General features: G+C 65.8%; 15 protein-coding genes. 7 read left to right on the top strand and 8 right to left on the bottom strand.

Going from position 1 to position 16,556, the window contains the following annotated elements; genetic code table 11:
• Positions 1 to 2: 2 nt before the first annotated feature.
• The gene (locus tag G3574_RS05480; protein ID WP_163960990.1) at positions 3 to 542 is read left to right on the top strand and encodes a hypothetical protein; all 540 of its coding nucleotides are present in this window, start codon (positions 3 to 5) and stop codon (positions 540 to 542) included.
• 36 nt (positions 543 to 578) lie between these two features.
• On the opposite strand, the gene G3574_RS05475 is transcribed toward G3574_RS05480, so the two are convergent.
• Positions 579 to 932 (bottom strand): HopJ type III effector protein, encoded by a 354-nt coding sequence (locus G3574_RS05475; RefSeq protein WP_163960989.1) that lies wholly within the window; start codon positions 930 to 932, stop codon positions 579 to 581.
• A 278-nt stretch (positions 933 to 1,210) separates the two neighbouring features.
• On the opposite strand from G3574_RS05475, the gene G3574_RS05470 reads away from it, so the two are divergent.
• Together G3574_RS05470 and G3574_RS05465 are read left to right on the top strand one after the other, a co-directional pair.
• A complete protein-coding gene (locus G3574_RS05470; RefSeq protein WP_163960988.1) occupies positions 1,211 to 1,747 on the top strand; it encodes a hypothetical protein in 537 nt (178 codons plus the stop codon).
• Between the two features lie 57 nt (positions 1,748 to 1,804).
• Entirely contained in the window at positions 1,805 to 2,503 is a 699-nt protein-coding gene (locus G3574_RS05465; protein ID WP_163960987.1) for a UdgX family uracil-DNA binding protein, read from the top strand.
• Positions 2,504 to 2,531: 28 nt separating this feature from the next.
• Here G3574_RS05465 and G3574_RS05460 read toward each other — a convergent pair whose 3' ends face one another.
• Both G3574_RS05460 and G3574_RS05455 read right to left on the bottom strand, forming a co-directional pair.
• Positions 2,532 to 3,419: an HDOD domain-containing protein gene (locus G3574_RS05460; protein ID WP_163960986.1), complete on the bottom strand. Its 888-nt coding sequence runs from the start codon at positions 3,417 to 3,419 to the stop codon at positions 2,532 to 2,534.
• 52 nt (positions 3,420 to 3,471) lie between these two features.
• Positions 3,472 to 5,211: a glutamine--tRNA ligase/YqeY domain fusion protein gene (locus tag G3574_RS05455; RefSeq protein WP_163960985.1), complete on the bottom strand. Its 1,740-nt coding sequence runs from the start codon at positions 5,209 to 5,211 to the stop codon at positions 3,472 to 3,474.
• A 518-nt stretch (positions 5,212 to 5,729) separates the two neighbouring features.
• On the opposite strand from G3574_RS05455, the gene G3574_RS05450 reads away from it, so the two are divergent.
• Positions 5,730 to 6,146 carry a hypothetical protein gene (locus G3574_RS05450; RefSeq protein WP_163960984.1) on the top strand — a complete coding sequence of 139 codons (417 nt, stop codon included), beginning with the start codon at positions 5,730 to 5,732 and terminating at the stop codon, positions 6,144 to 6,146.
• Here the strand turns inward: G3574_RS05450 and G3574_RS05445 are convergent, their stop codons facing one another.
• The 5 genes from G3574_RS05445 to G3574_RS05425 all read right to left on the bottom strand — a co-directional run bounded on the left by G3574_RS05445 (position 6,147) and on the right by G3574_RS05425 (position 12,132).
• Positions 6,147 to 6,935, bottom strand: coding sequence for a LytR/AlgR family response regulator transcription factor (locus tag G3574_RS05445; RefSeq protein WP_163960983.1), 789 nt, complete (start codon positions 6,933 to 6,935; stop codon positions 6,147 to 6,149).
• On the bottom strand, positions 6,932 to 7,999 hold the full coding sequence (locus G3574_RS05440) for a sensor histidine kinase (RefSeq protein ID WP_163960982.1): 1,068 nt from the start codon (positions 7,997 to 7,999) through the stop codon (positions 6,932 to 6,934). The genes G3574_RS05445 and G3574_RS05440 overlap by 4 nt, the downstream gene beginning before the upstream one ends.
• 88 nt (positions 8,000 to 8,087) lie before the next feature.
• Complete coding sequence (locus G3574_RS05435) at positions 8,088 to 8,576, bottom strand: DUF2306 domain-containing protein (RefSeq protein ID WP_205609667.1); 489 nt, start codon at positions 8,574 to 8,576, stop codon at positions 8,088 to 8,090.
• Positions 8,577 to 8,626: 50 nt separating this feature from the next.
• Positions 8,627 to 9,898, bottom strand: coding sequence for a CaiB/BaiF CoA transferase family protein (locus G3574_RS05430; protein WP_163960981.1), 1,272 nt, complete (start codon positions 9,896 to 9,898; stop codon positions 8,627 to 8,629).
• Complete coding sequence (locus G3574_RS05425; RefSeq protein WP_163960980.1) at positions 9,880 to 12,132, bottom strand: sensor domain-containing protein; 2,253 nt, start codon at positions 12,130 to 12,132, stop codon at positions 9,880 to 9,882. Before G3574_RS05425 ends, G3574_RS05430 begins: the two co-directional genes overlap by 19 nt.
• 128 nt (positions 12,133 to 12,260) lie before the next feature.
• Here G3574_RS05425 and ugpQ point away from each other — a divergent pair, with 128 nt between their 5' ends.
• The 3 genes from ugpQ to alaS all read left to right on the top strand — a co-directional run bounded on the left by ugpQ (position 12,261) and on the right by alaS (position 16,530).
• Positions 12,261 to 13,025, top strand: a complete 765-nt coding sequence (ugpQ, locus tag G3574_RS05420; protein WP_163960979.1) for a glycerophosphodiester phosphodiesterase — start codon at positions 12,261 to 12,263, stop codon at positions 13,023 to 13,025.
• A gap of 109 nt (positions 13,026 to 13,134) precedes the next feature.
• Complete coding sequence (locus G3574_RS05415) at positions 13,135 to 13,719, top strand: hypothetical protein (protein WP_163960978.1); 585 nt, start codon at positions 13,135 to 13,137, stop codon at positions 13,717 to 13,719.
• A gap of 183 nt (positions 13,720 to 13,902) precedes the next feature.
• Positions 13,903 to 16,530 (top strand): alanine--tRNA ligase, encoded by a 2,628-nt coding sequence (alaS, locus tag G3574_RS05410; RefSeq protein WP_163960977.1) that lies wholly within the window; start codon positions 13,903 to 13,905, stop codon positions 16,528 to 16,530.
• The last annotated feature ends 26 nt before the right edge of the window (positions 16,531 to 16,556 follow it).

Below are 16,556 nucleotides of genomic sequence, written 5' to 3'. Positions count from 1 at the left end.
CCATGCCGGCCTTGGATGGCGCCTGGCGCGCGGTACGCCAGCGCCTGTCGCGCTCGCACGTGCATGACGGCGCGTCTTGCCAGAGGGCAGGGACCTTCCGCATATCGCGGCTGGTCGGATGGCTGCGCGACCAGGTGCTTGCCGCGCGGCGCCACAACGAGCAGATGCTCATCGAGGAAGCGCGCCGGGCGCGATGCGCCAAGCGCCGCGCGCTGGGCCTGCTGACCGGGCTTCTCGACACCGAGCAGCGGCAGGAATTCCGCACCCTGCGGTATTTCCACGTGATCGGCGGAAGCACCGGCACGCGCTACCGCATCCGGGTGGCGTCCTTCGCCAACATCGACGTGCTGGGCGCGACCGGCAGGCCGATGTACCGGCTGTGCGCGCATCCCGCGGGCGACATTCCGATCTACGACATCATGGCCGGCCAGCTGCTGCACCTGCAGGACCCGACCACGGAGGAACGCTTCCTGCGCATGGCCAACGTGCATACCGCGCTGTCGGAGTTGCGCCCGAGTTCCGGCCCCAACTGGGTGCCCTGAACGGTCCATCCTGACGCCGGCATCGCGCCGGCGGAATCAGGCTGCCCTGGCGGCCAGGGCCGGCGCGTCGAAGCGGACGCCGGCCCATCCCGACTTCATGAAATTGCGGATGTTCTGGTGGTCCGCGCCGTCCGGGTTCTGCAGCACGTCCTTGCGGTAATAGTCGCCGAAGCAGGCGAGCACCTGCTGCTCGGGAAGGCGGGTCAGCAAGCCGAAGGCGAGGATCTTGCAGGAGCCGGCGTTCTGGCCGGCCTCGTTGCGCACGGCGCCGTTGCTGAATGCGGCCGGCGTGTAATCGTAGTGCGCGGCGATGACATCCATCGTGTCGCTGAACTGGATGCTGTCCGGGGACTGCGCCAGGCGTTGAAGAAACTGGTCGAGTGTCGTCATGGGGAGGGCAATGAAGAAGGTTGGGAGCCGGGAGTATACCGGCACCGGAGCGGAGGGGAGGCAAGCGCGAACACATCATGCGCAGTGCCTTGCCGCAAATCATCAATTGTCCTTGCCTGTCGCGAACGGTAAAATGGCGAATTCCATTCCATGTCCGAAGGCGCGCCGCCACCAGCCCTGTTGCGGCGCCATCCCGGCGCGTTCCGCTGTCCGCGCCGTACGTTATGCGCCCGCGCCGCCGGCATCCATGCAATCCATTTTTCCAAAGGCAGACTAGATTGGCTTCATCCAAAGGCAAACGCTGGAACGGCAATTTCGATTCGCTCCCCGTCGACTTCCTGAAGGGCGTCATGGAGAAAATGAGCGACTATGGCGAGAACGTGCAGTTTTCCCTCGTGACGGGCGGTGCGGAACCCTGCTACCAGCTGACCAACCAGGACGGCAAGAAAATGTCCTTCGACCGCAACCACCACTTGTGGCGGCCGGAAGGCGATGAATTTACCGGCGCGAACGCGACGCGCACGTTCACCATCGAGCAGGTGAAGTCCGCGATCAGCGGCATGCGCCTGACCTCCGGTACCACCCGCGCGGCGCGGCCGGCATCGCGCGCGGCTTCGGGCGCCACCGGTGTCCCGCGCACGGCGGCGGCCCGCCTCGAAGAGCAGTTCGCGGCGCAGCGCTATGAATACTTCAAGAACAACCGCGCCACGCTGCCGCCCACGATTTCGCAGCACACCGAGGAAATCACCGAGCTCATGCGCAAGGGCAAGAGCGCAGAGGAAGCCTTCGGCGAAATCGTGCGCAAGCATTACTGAAACAAACTCCCCGCATCACAATCTCATGGGTAACGCGTGCATTCGCAGGAGTTACCCATGCCATCCATTCCTTCCGGCAGCCAGCCACGGCAGCCGTCTTCCACGCCGCGCAAGCCGCGCACAGCCAGGCAGCCCGTCGTCGAGATTGCGCCGGAATCCGGCTCGCTGGAAGTCGTGCGTGCCGCCGCGGAAGGCTGCACCGCGTGTCCCTTGTGGGCGCCGGCCACGCAAACCGTCTTCGGCGAAGGATCGGAGACCGCGCGCGTGATGCTGGTCGGCGAGCAGCCGGGCGACCAGGAAGACCGGCAGGGTCATCCATTCGTCGGGCCGGCAGGCCAGCTGCTCGACAGCGCCCTGCGGGAGGCCGGCGTGGACCGGGACGCGGTGTACGTCACCAATGCGGTCAAGCATTTCAAGTTCGAGATGCGCGGCACGCGCCGGCTGCACAAGAAGCCCGCCGACGGGGAAATCGCGGCTTGCCATCAATGGCTGGACCGCGAGCTGAAGATCGTGCATCCGGAACTGGTGGTGGCGATGGGGGCGAGCGCGGCCCGTTCCCTGCTCGGCAAGGCCACGTCGGTTGAAGCCAATCGCGGGCGGTTCATGCCATTCGGCGAGCAGGGAAGGCTGGTGATCACCGTGCATCCTTCCTACCTGCTGCGCATTCCCGACGAATACAAGCAGGAGGCGTTCGAGCGCTTCGTGCAGGACCTGCGGATGGCGGGCGATTTCCTGCGCGGCGCGATGCCGCATTGAGGGAGCGGCGCAGGCTCCCGATGCGGCATCAGGTGCCTTGACCGGGAGCCTGGCGTGGCTCTTCCGGCGTGTCCGGCTCGACGGCCTTGCGGGGCTGCAGGCCGAGACGCAGCCGCAGCGTGGCGTCGTCGATGCTCATCAGGGCCGCGATCGCCTGGAAATCCTGTTCAAGCGCCGGCTGTATCGCCGGATCGTCCCAGCCGCCGGCCGCATGCATCGCGAGGTCGCGCGCCAGCCTGACGTTGCGCACGCGCGGTTGCGCCGCGCAGCCCGGGTCGTCCAGGCTCGCCAGCAATGCCGACAACTTCCATTCGCGGCACAGCCGCGCATGCAATTCGGCGAGCGTCGTGCCCAGCACCGCGCGCTCTCGCTGTGCCGCGCTGGCCTGCGGATGGGTCTTGCCGAGATTGTCGAGCTGCGCGGCCTTGTTCGGGGTGAGGGCGTGCACCAGCATCGCGGCAATGTCCTGCATCAGCGCGGCGGCGGCGATTTCCTCGCAGTTCAAGTCTTGTCGCCATGCCGCCCAGTCCAGCGCGTAGCGGGCGGACCGCCTCGCGCGCTGCACCAGTCGCAGCAGGCCGAGCAGCGCCTGCGGATGCGGCTTGAGCTGGTCCTCGACGATGTCATGCCTGGCGAAATGATGGAAGAAGGGTTCGACGCCGATCATGATGATCGCATGCTCGACGTTCGCCAGTTCCTGTTCCTGCCGCTTGCCGCGGCGCAGGCCGACGAAGCGCAGCACCCGCAGCGTCATCAGCGGGTCCTTCAGCACGATGTCGGCGATGTCGCGCACGCCGATGCGGTGCAGGCGCTTGCGCGCGACGTCCAGCGCCTTCACGGTGCTGCGCATGACCGGGATGTCCTTCCCGGTCAGGAACGCGGTCCAGGTATCGAGGTGGCTGGCGGTGGCAGTCATGGCATGAGGCGGCCGCCCGGCGAAGATCGCGGGCGGCCCGGGTCGAATCGGCTTACTTGCCCCAGCTGTCCTTGAGCGTCACCACCCGGTTGAACACCGGCTTGCCCGGCGTCGAATCCACGCGGTCGGCGACGAAGTAGCCGTGGCGCTCGAACTGGAACTTCTCGTCGGGCAGCGCGGCACGCATGCCCTGTTCGAGGTAGGCCGTGATGACTTCCTTGGATTTGGGATTCAGCGCGAGCTTGAAGTCCTTGCCGCCGGCGTCGGGCTGCGGATCGGTGAAGAGGCGGTCGTACAAGCGCACTTCCGCTTCCAGCGCATGGCTGGCGCTGACCCAGTGGATGTTGCCCTTGACCTTGTAGTTGTCCGCGCCCGGCGTGCCGCTCCTGGAATCGGCAAAGTAATTGCAATGTACCGCGATCACGCGGCCATGCTCGTCCTTGTCGCAGCCGGTGCACTCGACGACGTAGCCGTAGCGCAGGCGCACCTTGTTGCCCGGGTAGAGGCGGAAGTAACCCTTGGGCGGCGTCTCGGTGAAGTCTTCTTCCTCGATCCACAGCTCCTTGGTGATCGGGAAGTGGCGATGGCCGCGCTCGGGATGGTGCGGATGCACCGGCGCGCTGCACTCCTCCGACAGGCCTTCCGGGAAATTGTCGATCACGAGCCTGAGCGGACGCAGCACCGCAGTGGCGCGCGGCGCCTTGGGGTCGAGGTCGTCGCGCACCGCCGCTTCCAGCATGCCGTAGTCGGTCCAGCCGTCGGACTTGGTGGTGCCGGTGCGGTCGCAGAACAGCTGCAGCGATTCCGGCGTGAAGCCGCGGCGGCGGATGCCGACGATGGTGGGCATGCGCGGATCGTCCCAGCCATCCACGATGTTTTCCTCGACCAGCTGGCGCAGCTTGCGCTTGCTGGTGATGACGTAGGTGACGTTGAGGCGCGCGAATTCGTACTGGTAGGGCAGGGGACGCTTGAAGAAGCCGCCCTCGGTCAGCCGCTCCAGCAGCCAGTCGTAGAAGGGGCGGTGATCCTGGAATTCCAGCGTGCAGACGGAGTGGGTGACATGTTCGATGGCATCTTCGATCGGATGCGCGTAGTCGTACATCGGGTAGATGCACCACTCGTCGCCGGTGCGATGGTGATGCGCGTGGCGGATGCGGTAGATCGCCGGGTCGCGCAGGTTCATGTTGGGCGAAGCCATGTCGATCTTCACGCGTACGATGTGCTCGCCATCCTTGAACTCGCCGGCCTTCATGCGGCGGAACAGGTCGAGCGATTCCTGCGCCGGCCGGTCGCGGTAGGGCGAATTCTTTCCGGGCTCGGAGAAGCTGCCGCGGTTGGCGGCCATCTGTTCCGCGCTCTGGCTGTCGACGTAGGCATGTCCCGACTGGATCAGGTATTCGGCCATGTGGTACATCTGCGGGAAGTAGTCGCTGGCGAAGTAGAGGTGCTCGCCCGACTGGTCCTTCCAGTCGAAGCCAAGCCACTTCACCGCGTCGAGGATGCCATCGACGTATTCCTGTTCTTCCTTGGTCGGGTTGGTGTCGTCGAAGCGCATGGTGCAGCGTCCGCCGTAATCGCGTGCCAGGCCGAAGTTCAGGCAGATGGATTTCGCGTGGCCGATGTGAAGGTAGCCATTGGGCTCGGGCGGGAAACGGGTGACCACGGGAGGCAGCGGCGTGCCGTTGACGGTGGTGCGGCTAGCATGCTTGCCCGACGCGAGGTCGGCCTCGATGATGCCGCGCAGGAAGTTGGAGCCGGCGGTCGCGTCCGCCGTGTTTTTCGTATCAGTCATGAAAGAGAGAGCGAACCGCGTTGGAGAATGAGTGATCCGGCATTTTACCGTAGTCGGTCGCGCGCAAGCTTCCATGCCGTCGCCGGGCCGCCCCGATACCGGCCCTCTTCCGCGTCCCGGCGGCGCCGGATGCTGCCTTGCGCGGCGCGGAAGAAACATGTCCGGACGGGCGCTTCGCGCCTGTCGTTTTCAGCGCCGCGTAGCCTGCCGGAAAGGAGTGCTTCCCGCAGGAATGATGCCGCGCGACACAAGGTTTGCTCCAGGTTAAGCCGCATGGAATAAGGCTGTTTTCAGATCAGGAACATGCGGGCGCGTTTGATCAAAATCTATTTCTCGCGGCTTGAAAACCGATTTAATCATTCCGTGCATTTTTGACAAGAACGTGGTTTTGCCACGGTCTTCATGAGCGCGGTGAAACGCAGGGGCGACTTCCTTGAACGGGCGCAAAGCCGTTTCCAATGCAGCTTTCGCGCTTGCGCACGCAGTCCCGAAGAAAACAAAAACACGCAGGAGTAGCAATGAAAATTCGACGCGAAGACCTCGTCGCCGCGGCAGGCGCCGGGTTGCTGCAATATCGGCAGATCGAACCTTTGCTGGTCTTCTTGTTGCAGCACGACCTGCTGCAATCCCGCGAGGCCATGCTTGCCATGCACCAGCCGAGGCAAGGTCTGACTCCCTGGCTGATCTACATCGCCGCCATCCTGGCGTTCGTTACCGCCACGCTGTTCGGCGTCGTGGTCGTGGCCGGGCACGTGCCCGGCCTGGCCGGACCGGTGGCCCTCGGTGCGTTCTGCTACCTCGTCGCCACGGCGAGCGTGGTGACGTGGAAGCGCCGCTATGGCCATGCGATGTCCCTGCAGACCGTGGCCCTGCTCGCGATGGCCACCTTGCCGCTCATCCTGGCGCTGTTCGGCGCCTACCGCTTCGCGTCCTGATCACATCTGCTTGAAGAGGTGGGCGAAGACGCGGCTGACCGGCAGGCTCTCCTTCCTGCCGCGCAGGCTGAGCGTGAGCTTGCCGGTGTCGTCGCGCACCGCCGACTGGATGCAGCGCATGTTCACCACGGTGCCGCGGTGGACCTGCCAGAAACGCTCGGCATCGAGCTGCGGCAGCAGTTCCTTCAGGCTCAGGCGGATCAGCGACTCGCTGTCATGGGTGACCACGTTGACGTACTTGTCGGCCGCTTCGAAATACACCACGTCGTCCACCGGAATCATGCGTACCTGGTTGCCCACCGCGGCCTTGATGACGGTCAGCTTTTCCGGCGCCATCCCTGCCGGCATGAGCGTGCGAAGCTGGCCCACGATGCGCTCGAGCTCGGCATTGCGGTCATCGTTCTTCTGCAGGCGCGCCTTCAGGCGCTCCACCGTCTTCGAGAGACGCGCGTCGCTGACCGGCTTGAGCACGTAATCGGCGGCGGCATGATCGAAGGCCTGCAGCGCGAATTCGTCGTAGGCGGTCACGAACACCAGCAAGGGAAACGGCACATCCTCCGGCCAGTCCTCGGCCAGTTCCTGGGCTGCCTCCAGGCCCGTCTTTCCCGGCATCTTGATGTCGAGGAAGAGCAGGTCGGGCCGTTGCGCCAGGGCTTCGCGCACGGCGGCGATGCCGTTTTCCAGCACGCCGCCGATCTGCAGCTCCGGCCACAGGCGGCCGAGCGTTTGCACCAGGGTATAGGCCAGGATGGGTTCGTCTTCTGCGACCAGGGCGCGGAATGTGGTCATGCGGGTATCCTCAAGGTGGCGATGGCGCCCTCCGGCGCGTTGGGTTCCAGAGTAAAGGAGGCGCGACTGTCGTACAACACCTGCAGGCGCTCGCGCAGGTTGGCGACGCCGACCCGCGTGCCGTCCTGCGCCGGGGCGTCCAGTCCGCGCCCGGTGTCGGCGACCGTCAGCACCAGCATGCCATCCTCGCGCCTTGCCCGCACGCTGACGCTGCCGCCCTCCACCTTGGGTTCCAGCCCGTGCTTGATGGCGTTCTCCACCAGCGGCTGCAGCAGCATCGGCGGCACCTTGAAGCTTCCCAGTTCATGCGGCAAATCGAGCGCATGCGACAGGCGCGCGCCCATCCGCGCCTGCATCAGACTGAGATAGGCTTCCAGCAGGATGAATTCCTGCGCCAGGGAAGTTCTTTCCGTGCGCGAGGACGACAGGGTCGCCCGCAGGTACTGGATAAGCTGGTCCAGCAGCTGCTGCGCGCGCGGCGGATCGATCGCGATCAGGCCCTGCAGGTTCGCCAGCGTGTTGAACAGCATGTGCGGCTCGACCTGGGCCTGCAGCATCTGCAGCTGCGCCTGCAGGGCTTGCTTCTCTATCGATGCGGCGCGCGCCTTCTCGGCCTCAGCCTGCGCCCGCAGCAAGGCGACCGTGCCGCGGTTCCAGAAGAACCAGGTGATGGAAATCCCCACCAGCAGGGTGATCAGGAAGTACCCGACGACGTTGTCCCCCAGGCCGCGCGAGAGGCGCTCCGGCGTTTCGCCGAGCAGGCTGAGGGCGACGTAGGTTCCCGCCTGCTGGGAAAACACCATGCCGCCAAGAAGCAGGAACACGAAGGGCACCATCGACGGCCGCCCGAGGCCCCAGAACAGCAGGCGCCCGCCGTCGATGATGGTGACCGCGAAGGCGCCGATCCAGAACGACACCAGGAAGTTGCCCCACAGGGAACCGCCGGGATGGACGACGTAGGTGATCACCATCGCGATCACCAGGTCGATGACGCAGGTAATCACGAAGTCGATGGCAAAGCGGCGCAGGCGCGGATGCGGGTGGGCAAGGTCGAGGGGGGACATGGTGTGCGGCGCTATCTCGGTTTCGGTTCGGGCCCGCCCGGCGGGCCGTCTCGTCAAGGATCAGGGGTTTGCCAGGAGCAATGGTATCTCAACCTTGCGCCAATACGACCGCGTTCCAGAGCAGGTCGCCGAGGCGACGGCCGGGAAGCAGGGTGAAAATCGCGGCAACCACGAGGCTGGCATAGACCGCGGTCATGCCGCGGCGGTGCGCCGAGATGCGGCCCCGGGCCGCCGCGACGATGGCCGCGCTGACGCTCACGATGGTGATGACCGACAGCACGTGGATGGCGGAGAAATGCCCGGAGCGCTGGATGCCGAACGACACCAGGGCCGCGACCAGCATCAGCACCACCCACAGCCGGCCGAAAAGCTTGTGCATCGCGGTGCCCTTACGCAACGCCAGGGTCAGTCCGCCGAGCACCAGCGCGCCGCCGGCGGCCGCGACGTGGATCAGGATGAGGGGAGTGAAGGCGAGGCTGGCTTGCATGGCGGTCTCCGGTGCGGGAATGGCGATGGAGACATTGTCGGGAAACCCGCCGGCGCCAGCCAGCGGGGAGCGACGAATCGCCCGGCGCATGGAGCGAAACCGCCGAAATGCGGAGCGAATGGATGCCGCGCCGGCGCGGTTCAGACGATGCCGCGCTGCCTGAGGCTGGCAATCTCCTGCTCATCCTTGCCGAGCAGGTCGCGAAGCACGTCCGCGGTATGTTCGCCGAGCAGCGGCGGCGGCCGGTCGTAGGCGGGCGGGGTGGCCGACATGCGCATGGGGCTGCCCACCAGCTTGACCTTGCCGCCGGAGGGATGGGGCAGGTCGACGCGCAAGCCGCGCGCCTGCACCTGCGGATTGTCGAACACTTCGTCCAGGTTGTTGATGGGGCCGCATGGCACGCCGGCGGTCTCCAGCAGGCTGATCCATTCCTGCTTGGTCTTGCGCCTGACCATCTCGGCCAGCAGCGGCACCAGCGTGCTGCGGTGGCGCACCCGCATCGGATTGGTGGCGAAGCGCTCGTCCGCCGCCAGTTCCGGGCAGCCGCCGGCCTCGACGAAGCGGCGGTACTGACCATCGTTGCCGACCGCGACGATGATGTGGCCGTCGGCGGTGGCGAAGGTCTGGTAGGGAACGATGTTCGGATGGGCATTGCCCCAGCGGACTGGCGGCGTGCCGCTGGCGAGGTAATTGGTGTTCATGTTGGCCAGCATGGCGACCTGCACGTCCAGCAGCGCCATGTCGATGTACTGGCCCTCGCCGGTGCGGTCGCGATGGCTCAGCGCCGCCAGCACCGCGATGGTGGCGTACATGCCGGTCATCAGGTCCGAGATCGCCACGCCCGCCTTCTGCGGCCCGCCGCCGGGAAGTTCATCGCGCTCCCCGGTGAGCGACATGAATCCGCCCATGCCCTGCACGATGAAGTCGTAGCCGGCGCGCTGGGCGTAGGGTCCGGACTGGCCGAACCCGGTGATCGAGCAGTAGATGAGATCAGGCTTCTCGCGCTTCAGCGAATCGTAGTCCAGGCCGTATTTCTTCAGCTGGCCGACCTTGTAGTTTTCGAGCACGACATCGGACTGCCGTGCCAGCGAGCGGATCATTTCCTGGCCCTCGGGCGTGGCAATGTCCACCGTCACCGAGCGCTTGCCGCGGTTGGCGGCGAGGTAGTAGGCGGCTTCGCTGGTGTCGCGTCCCTCGGCGTCGCGCAGGTAGGGCGGGCCCCAGGAGCGGGTATCGTCGCCGGCGCCGGGACGCTCGACCTTGATGACGTCGGCGCCGAGATCGGCGAAATTCTGGGCGCACCAGGGGCCGGCGAGCACGCGGGTCAGGTCGAGCACGCGGATGTGTCCGAGGGCCCTGGCGGGCGCGGCAGGCAGCCCGGGTAACGTCGAGTTCAGTGGCGAATCAGCCATGGGTTGAATTGTTCTTCCGAGAGCGGTTGAGTGAAATAATAGCCTTGGGCGATGCCGCAGCCATGCGAGCGCAGGTAATCCAGCTGTGCCTGCGATTCCACACCCTCCGCGACCACCTCCAGGCCGAGCGCCTGCGCCATCGAGATGATCGCGTCGGTCACCGCGCTTTCATCCCCTGCCGCAGGCAGCCCGTCCACCAGGCTGCGGTCGATTTTAACCTTATGCACCGGATAGCGCCTCAGGTACGCCATGTTGGAGTAGCCGGTGCCGAAATCGTCGATCGACAGGCCGATGCGCATGTCGGCGATGCGCGCCAGCAGCGCGGTGCTCATCGCATCCTGGCGCATGGCGGTGCTTTCGCTGATCTCGAGCTCGAGCTGCGTGCCGGCGAGGTTGTTGCGTTCCAGCGCGTCTTCCAGTGTGGCGATCAGTGCCTTGTCGATCATCTGCGTGGTCGACAGGTTGACCGCCATGACGAGTTCATGCCCCGCTTCCTTCCAGCGCCGCAGCTGGGCGCATGCTTCGCGCACCACCCAGGACGTGATGTTCGGCATCAGGCCCGACTCCTCGGCCAGCGGCAGGAAGCCGGCGGGCAGCATCATGCCGTGCACCGGATGGCGCCAGCGCAGCAACGCCTCCACGCAGCGGATCTGGCCCGTGCGCAGGTCGATCTGCGGCTGGTAGTAATGCTGCAGCTCGCTCTCGCGGATCGCGCGGCGCAGCTCGCTGTCCGCCACCGACTTGCCCTCGACGCGATGCGCAAGCCGCGGGCTGTACATGCGGTAACGGTTGCGCCCGCCGGACTTGGCGTTCGCCATCGCGATCTGGGCATGCTTGTGCAGCGTGTCGAAGTCGTTGCCGTCGAGCGGATACAGGGCCACGCCGACGCTGGCCGTGATGTTCACGCTGCCACCCTGAAGCGCGAACGCATCCTGAAGCGTGTCGACGATTTCCTGCCCGATGTCGTCGGCCACGCGCATGTCGCCGAGATTGCGCGCGAGCAGCATGAACTGGTCGTTGCCCATGCGCACCAGCATGTCGTCCTTGCGCACGATGTGCTTCAGGCGCAGCGCAATGGCCTGGAGGAGTTCGTCGCCGACCGCGTGGCCATGGCTTTCGTTCACCTTGCGGAACCCGTCGACGTCGACCAGGAAGGCGGCCAGCGCGTGCGAGCTGTTGCTCACGCGCGGGAACAGGTCGCCCGCGTGGTCGAGCAGGAAATGGCGGTTCGGCAAGCCGGTCAGCCGGTCGCGGTGGGCGCCATGGCGGTTGTCGTTGCGTGGACGCTGCGAACGCGCCATGCTCGACGCCAGCATAGCCGCGGCCTGCTCGACGAGGTCGACCTCGTCCTTGCGCCAGTGCCTGGCCTGGTGCATGCCGGACAGGATGAGCACGCCGCCCGCGGCCGCGGTGCCGCTTTCGGGTTCGAGCGGATGCAATACGGCGGCCTTGATGGCCATCGCGTGGAAGTATTCGAAGGCGAGGGCGGTGCGCGGCTGCATGTCGACATTATCAGCGACCAGCGCCTTGCCATCCCGCGCCACGTCCGCCAGCAGCGCATGCAGCGATTCAATGCTTTCCAGTTCCGGGCCGCCGAGCAGGTTTTGCTGCACGTCGTCGTAGGCCAGTACGCAGCGCGTGAGCAGCGGATCGTCGCCCACCTCCCAGTAGGCGCAATGCTGCGCGCCCAATGCCTTCGTCAGGCACTTCAGCACCAGCTTGAGGTCGGACTCGAAATGGGAAGGCGGCCGGCGCGCGAGATGCAGCAGCCTGTTGAGGTAATGCAACTGGCGCCGGTTGTCCGATTCCACGCCGGCCAGCGCCTCGCGTTCCTCGGTGACATCGTGCAGGATCAGCACGGCCGCGCCTTCGGCGCCGGGCAGCACGCCGCAGCGTCCTTCCACCTGCCGCCAGCGTCCGTCGCGCCGCCGGACCCGGAAGGCGATGCGCGTGTTCATGCCGGATTCCAGCGCGGCAAGCAGGGCGTCGTGGTCATCCTGGTGCACCAGGGCGGTCAGCTGGCTGCCGATGTCCTGGCCGGCGCCGGCGGTCATGAGTTCGACGAAGGGCGGGTTTGCGTAATGCAGCATACCGTCGCGCGCGCAGACCGCGAGCGGCTCGGGCAGGGCATCGAACAGTTGCTGGGCGCGTTCGCTCTCGATGGATTCCTCGCCGGCGGCGATCGGAAAGGAGGGCGGCTGGATGGAATGGGCGGTGGTGCGGTCTCGTGACATGCATGGCACGACGCCTTCAAGCCGGCCATCCGCGAACCGGAGCCTTCGCCGTCAGGCCGTCGCCTACAGATTAGAATTGGCATTAGACTACGTATTGTCCAGCTTCATTCCAAGAGATAGATCAAGCCATGTGGTTTTATCCGAAAATCGTTGCACACCGCGGTGGCGGCACCCTTGCGCCCGAGAATACCCTTGCGGCAATGCGCTGCGGGTTGCAGCACGGCTTCCATGCCGTCGAGTTCGATGTGATGCTGTCCGCCGACCGCATCCCGGTATTGATGCACGATCCGCAATTCGGCAGGACGGTGCGCGGCGCGGGCAATGTCGCCGACACGACCGCCGCAAGCCTCGCGGCCATGGACGCGGGCGCATGGCATGGTCCGTCGTTCGCCGGCGAGCCGGTGCCGCGCTATGAGGACGTGGTGGCTTTCTGCAAGGAAAACCGGATCTGGATGAACGTCGAAATCAAGCCTGCGCCCCTGCATGAAGTCGAGACCGGCCAGGTAGTCGGCGAACTGACCCGCCAGCTTTTCCAGAAGGAAGCGCAAAGCCACATCCGCGGCACCAACGATGTCAGCCTGCCATTGTTCTCGTCGTTCTCCTTCGAAGCCCTGATGGCGGCAAAGGAAGCGGCGCCGGAAATTCCCCGCGGCTTCCTTCTCGACAAGCTGGCGCCGGGCTGGCTCGACAAGGCGCAGGCGCTGGACGTGGTTGCCATCCATACCAATCACAAGAACCTGTCGCCCGACCAGGTGGCGATGGTCAAGGAGCATGGCTACGGCCTGTTCTGCTATACCGTCAACACGCCGGAGCGGGCGCGCGAGATCCTTGGCTGGGGCGTCGATGCCTTCTGCACCGACCGCATCGATCTCATCGGTCCGGAATTCGGCTGACACGCCCTGTTACAGCGATTACATTTGCCTTGTCGGCGCTCCCGTAGTCCCGGCGTTGTAGGCGGCATGGGTCAGTCCCATGCCCCCAACCACAACGAAAGGAAAGATCATGAAGACTGTACGCGCCATTTCCCTCCTCATTGCCGTCGCCGCCGCACCCGCATTCGCGCAGAACGCGCAGCAAGACGTCAACCGCAACATCAACCAGCAATCCCGCATCGAATCTGGCCTGCAGTCCGGCCAGCTGACCACCCGTGAAGCGGCCCGCCTGGAACGTCGCGAAGCCGCCGTCGACAAGGCTGAATCCCGCGCGATGCGCGACGGCACGGTGAGCGCCACCGAACAGGCCCGCATCACCCGCATGCAAAACGGCGTCAGCGCCGACATCCGTGCCGAAAAGCATGACGCCCAGACCGGCAATCCGCAATCCGCTTCCAGCCAGCGCATGCAGGCGGACGTGCAGCGCGACATCAACCAGCAGAAACGCATCGCAGCCGGCGTGAACAACGGCTCCCTGACCAATCACGAAGCCGCGAAGCTCGAGAACGGCCAGGCCCGCACCGCGCGCCAGGAAGCCCGCGCCGGCAGCGATGGCCATGTGGGCGCCGCCGAGCAGACCCGCATCCAGAAGAACGAAAACCGCCAGTCGCGCCGCATCCACCGCGAGAAGCACGACGCCCAACACCACGGCTGATGCCCGTCCAGCTGCGCGGCTGACCGCAGGGCCGGCGAACCGGTCCGCATCCCCCTTGTTCCTGCCCCCGGACCGCTTCCGCCCCGGGGGCTTTTGCCATCCAGGCAAGTCGCAGCGGCTGATGACCTGGCGGGCCGATCACGTATAATCAGGCGTTTATCGCACACCCACCCGTGATCGCACATGAAATCGTCTGAAATCCGCGAGAAATTCCTGAAGTTCTTCGAATCGAAGGGCCATGCCATCGTTCCGTCCAGCCCGGTGGTCCCGGGCGACGATCCGACGCTGCTGTTCACCAATGCCGGCATGAACCAGTTCAAGGACGTGTTCCTCGGCTTCGACAAGCGCCCCTATACGCGCGCGACCACCGCGCAGAAGTGCATCCGTGCCGGCGGCAAGCACAACGACCTGGAAAACGTCGGCTATACCGCGCGCCACCATACCTTCTTCGAAATGCTGGGCAATTTCAGCTTCGGCGACTACTTCAAGCACGATGCGATCCAGTTTGCCTGGGAGCTGCTGACCGAGGTCTTCAAGCTGCCCAAGGACAAGCTCTGGGTGACGGTGTATGCCGAGGACGACGAGGCCTACGAGATCTGGAACAAGACGGTCGGCGTGCCGGCCGAGCGCATCGTCCGCATCGGCGACAACAAGGGCGCGCGCTACGCTTCCGATAACTTCTGGATGATGGGCGACACCGGCCCCTGCGGCCCTTGCACCGAGATCTTCTACGACCACGGCCCCGAGATTGCCGGCGGCCCTCCCGGCTCTCCCGACGAGGACGGCGACCGCTACATCGAGATCTGGAACAACGTGTTCATGCAGTTCAACCGCGACGAGCAGGGCGTGATGCACAAGCTGCCCAAGCCCAGCGTCGACACCGGCATGGGCCTCGAGCGCGTCACCGCCGTGCTGCAGCACGTCCACAGCAATTATGAAATCGACACCTTCGTCAACTTGCTGGCAGCCGCCAAGCAGGCGGTCGATGCCGCCGGCGCGGGCGACTGCGACAAGGAGTCGCCGTCGCTGAAGGTCATCGCCGACCATATCCGCGCCTGCAGCTTCACCGTGGTCGACGGCGTCATCCCCAGCAACGCCGGACGCGGCTACGTATTGCGCCGCATCGCCCGCCGCGCCATCCGCCACGGCTACAAGCTGGGCGCGCGCAAGCCCTTCTTCCACGCGCTGGTTCCCGCGCTCGTCAAGGAAATGGGCGATGCCTATCCCGAGCTGCGCCAGAGCGGGCAGCGCGTGACCGAGGTGCTCAGGCAGGAGGAGGAAGCCTTCTTCCGCACCATCGCCAACGGCATGGAAATCCTCGAGCGCGCCCTGGCGACCGGCGCGCAGCAGATCGATGGCGATACCGCCTTCAAGCTGCACGACACCTATGGCTTCCCGGTCGACCTGACCGCCGACGTCTGCCGCGAACGCGGCGTGACGGTGGACGAGGCGCGCTTCAACCAGCTGCTCGACGAGCAGCGCCAGCGCGCGCGCGAAGCCGGCAAGTTCAAGATGGCGCAGGGCCTGGAATACAGCGGCAGCGCGACCACTTTCCACGGCTATGAAAAGCTCATTCACGAGACTGCCCAGGTGGTCGCCCTCTATGTCGACGGCACTCCGGTCCAGGAAGCGAAGTCCGGCGACGACGCGGTGGTGGTGCTCGACCACACCCCGTTCTATGCCGAAAGCGGCGGCCAGGTCGGCGACACCGGCGAGCTGCGCAATGCCGTCTCCCGTTTCCTCGTGGAAGACACGATCAAGATCCAGGCCGACGTGTTCGGCCACCACGGACGCATCGTCGAGGGAACGCTGAAGGTCGGCGACGCCGTCAATGCCAAGGTCGACGCCGAGAAGCGCGCGAAGACGGTGCGCAACCACAGCGCCACCCACCTCATGCACAAGGCCTTGCGCGAAGTGCTGGGCGCGCACGTGCAGCAGAAGGGCTCGCTCGTCAACGCCGAGCGCACCCGCTTCGACTTCGCCCACAACGGCCCGATGACCGCCGAGCAGATCCGCAAGGTCGAAGAGCTGGTGAATGCCGAGATCCTGTCGAATCATCCGACCCAGGCGCGCGTGATGCCGATCGACGAGGCGCAGAAGAGCGGCGCGATGATGCTGTTCGGCGAGAAATACGGCGACAGCGTGCGCGTGCTCGACATCGGTTCCAGCCGCGAACTCTGCGGCGGCACGCACGTGCAGCGCACCGGCGACATCGGCCTTTTCAAGATCGTATCGGAAAGCGGCGTGGCCGCCGGCGTGCGCCGCGTGGAAGCGGTCACCGGCGACAATGCGCTGGCCTACCTGCAGTCGCTGGAATCGACCGTCAGCCGCGCGGCCAGCGCCCTCAAGGTGACGCCGTCCGAAATGTCGGCGCGCATCACCCAGGTCCAGGACCAGGTCCGCAACCTCGAGAAGGAGCTTGCCACGCTCAAGTCGAAGCTCGCCTCCAGCCAGGGCGATGAGCTCGTCGCCAAGGCGGTCGACATCAATGGCCTCAAGGTGCTGGCGGCAACGCTGAACGGCGCCGACGTGCCGGCGCTGCGCGAGACCATGGACAAGCTGAAGGACAAGCTGAAGTCCGCGGCGATCGTGCTTGCCGCCGTCAACGAAGGCAAGGTCAGCCTCATCGCCGGCGTCACGCAGGATGCGACCGGCAAGGTCAAGGCAGGCGAGCTGGTCAACTTCGTCGCGCAGCAGGTCGGCGGCAAGGGCGGCGGGCGTGCCGACATGGCCCAGGCGGGCGGCACCGATCCGAGCGGCCTGCCGAAGGCGCTGGAAGGCGTCGCCGGCTGGGTTCGCGAGCGCGCCTGATCACGGGAGCCGGCCTTGGATTCCCT

This window comes from Noviherbaspirillum galbum (genome assembly GCF_010974945.1).
GTDB lineage: Bacteria > Pseudomonadota > Gammaproteobacteria > Burkholderiales > Burkholderiaceae_D > Noviherbaspirillum > Noviherbaspirillum galbum.
The sequence above is the reverse complement of the archived record's forward strand: the minus strand, read 5'-3'. Positions and strand labels throughout refer to the sequence as shown.

What these genes read in the sequence shown, in the direction of transcription:
- G3574_RS05480 (WP_163960990.1), top strand. Translation starts at nt 3, where the DNA reads ATGCCGGCCTTGGATGGCGCCTGGCGCGCGGTACGCCAGCGCCTGTCG.
- G3574_RS05475 (WP_163960989.1), bottom strand. Translation starts at nt 932, where the DNA reads ATGACGACACTCGACCAGTTTCTTCAACGCCTGGCGCAGTCCCCGGAC.
- G3574_RS05465 (WP_163960987.1), top strand. Translation starts at nt 1,805, where the DNA reads ATGCCATCCATTCCTTCCGGCAGCCAGCCACGGCAGCCGTCTTCCACG.
- G3574_RS05460 (WP_163960986.1), bottom strand. Translation starts at nt 3,419, where the DNA reads ATGACTGCCACCGCCAGCCACCTCGATACCTGGACCGCGTTCCTGACC.
- G3574_RS05455 (WP_163960985.1), bottom strand. Translation starts at nt 5,211, where the DNA reads ATGACTGATACGAAAAACACGGCGGACGCGACCGCCGGCTCCAACTTC.
- G3574_RS05450 (WP_163960984.1), top strand. Translation starts at nt 5,730, where the DNA reads ATGAAAATTCGACGCGAAGACCTCGTCGCCGCGGCAGGCGCCGGGTTG.
- G3574_RS05445 (WP_163960983.1), bottom strand. Translation starts at nt 6,935, where the DNA reads ATGACCACATTCCGCGCCCTGGTCGCAGAAGACGAACCCATCCTGGCC.
- G3574_RS05440 (WP_163960982.1), bottom strand. Translation starts at nt 7,999, where the DNA reads ATGTCCCCCCTCGACCTTGCCCACCCGCATCCGCGCCTGCGCCGCTTT.
- G3574_RS05435 (WP_205609667.1), bottom strand. Translation starts at nt 8,576, where the DNA reads ATGCGCCGGGCGATTCGTCGCTCCCCGCTGGCTGGCGCCGGCGGGTTT.
- G3574_RS05430 (WP_163960981.1), bottom strand. Translation starts at nt 9,898, where the DNA reads ATGGCTGATTCGCCACTGAACTCGACGTTACCCGGGCTGCCTGCCGCG.
- G3574_RS05425 (WP_163960980.1), bottom strand. Translation starts at nt 12,132, where the DNA reads ATGTCACGAGACCGCACCACCGCCCATTCCATCCAGCCGCCCTCCTTT.
- ugpQ (WP_163960979.1), top strand. Translation starts at nt 12,261, where the DNA reads ATGTGGTTTTATCCGAAAATCGTTGCACACCGCGGTGGCGGCACCCTT.
- G3574_RS05415 (WP_163960978.1), top strand. Translation starts at nt 13,135, where the DNA reads ATGAAGACTGTACGCGCCATTTCCCTCCTCATTGCCGTCGCCGCCGCA.
- alaS (WP_163960977.1), top strand. Translation starts at nt 13,903, where the DNA reads ATGAAATCGTCTGAAATCCGCGAGAAATTCCTGAAGTTCTTCGAATCG.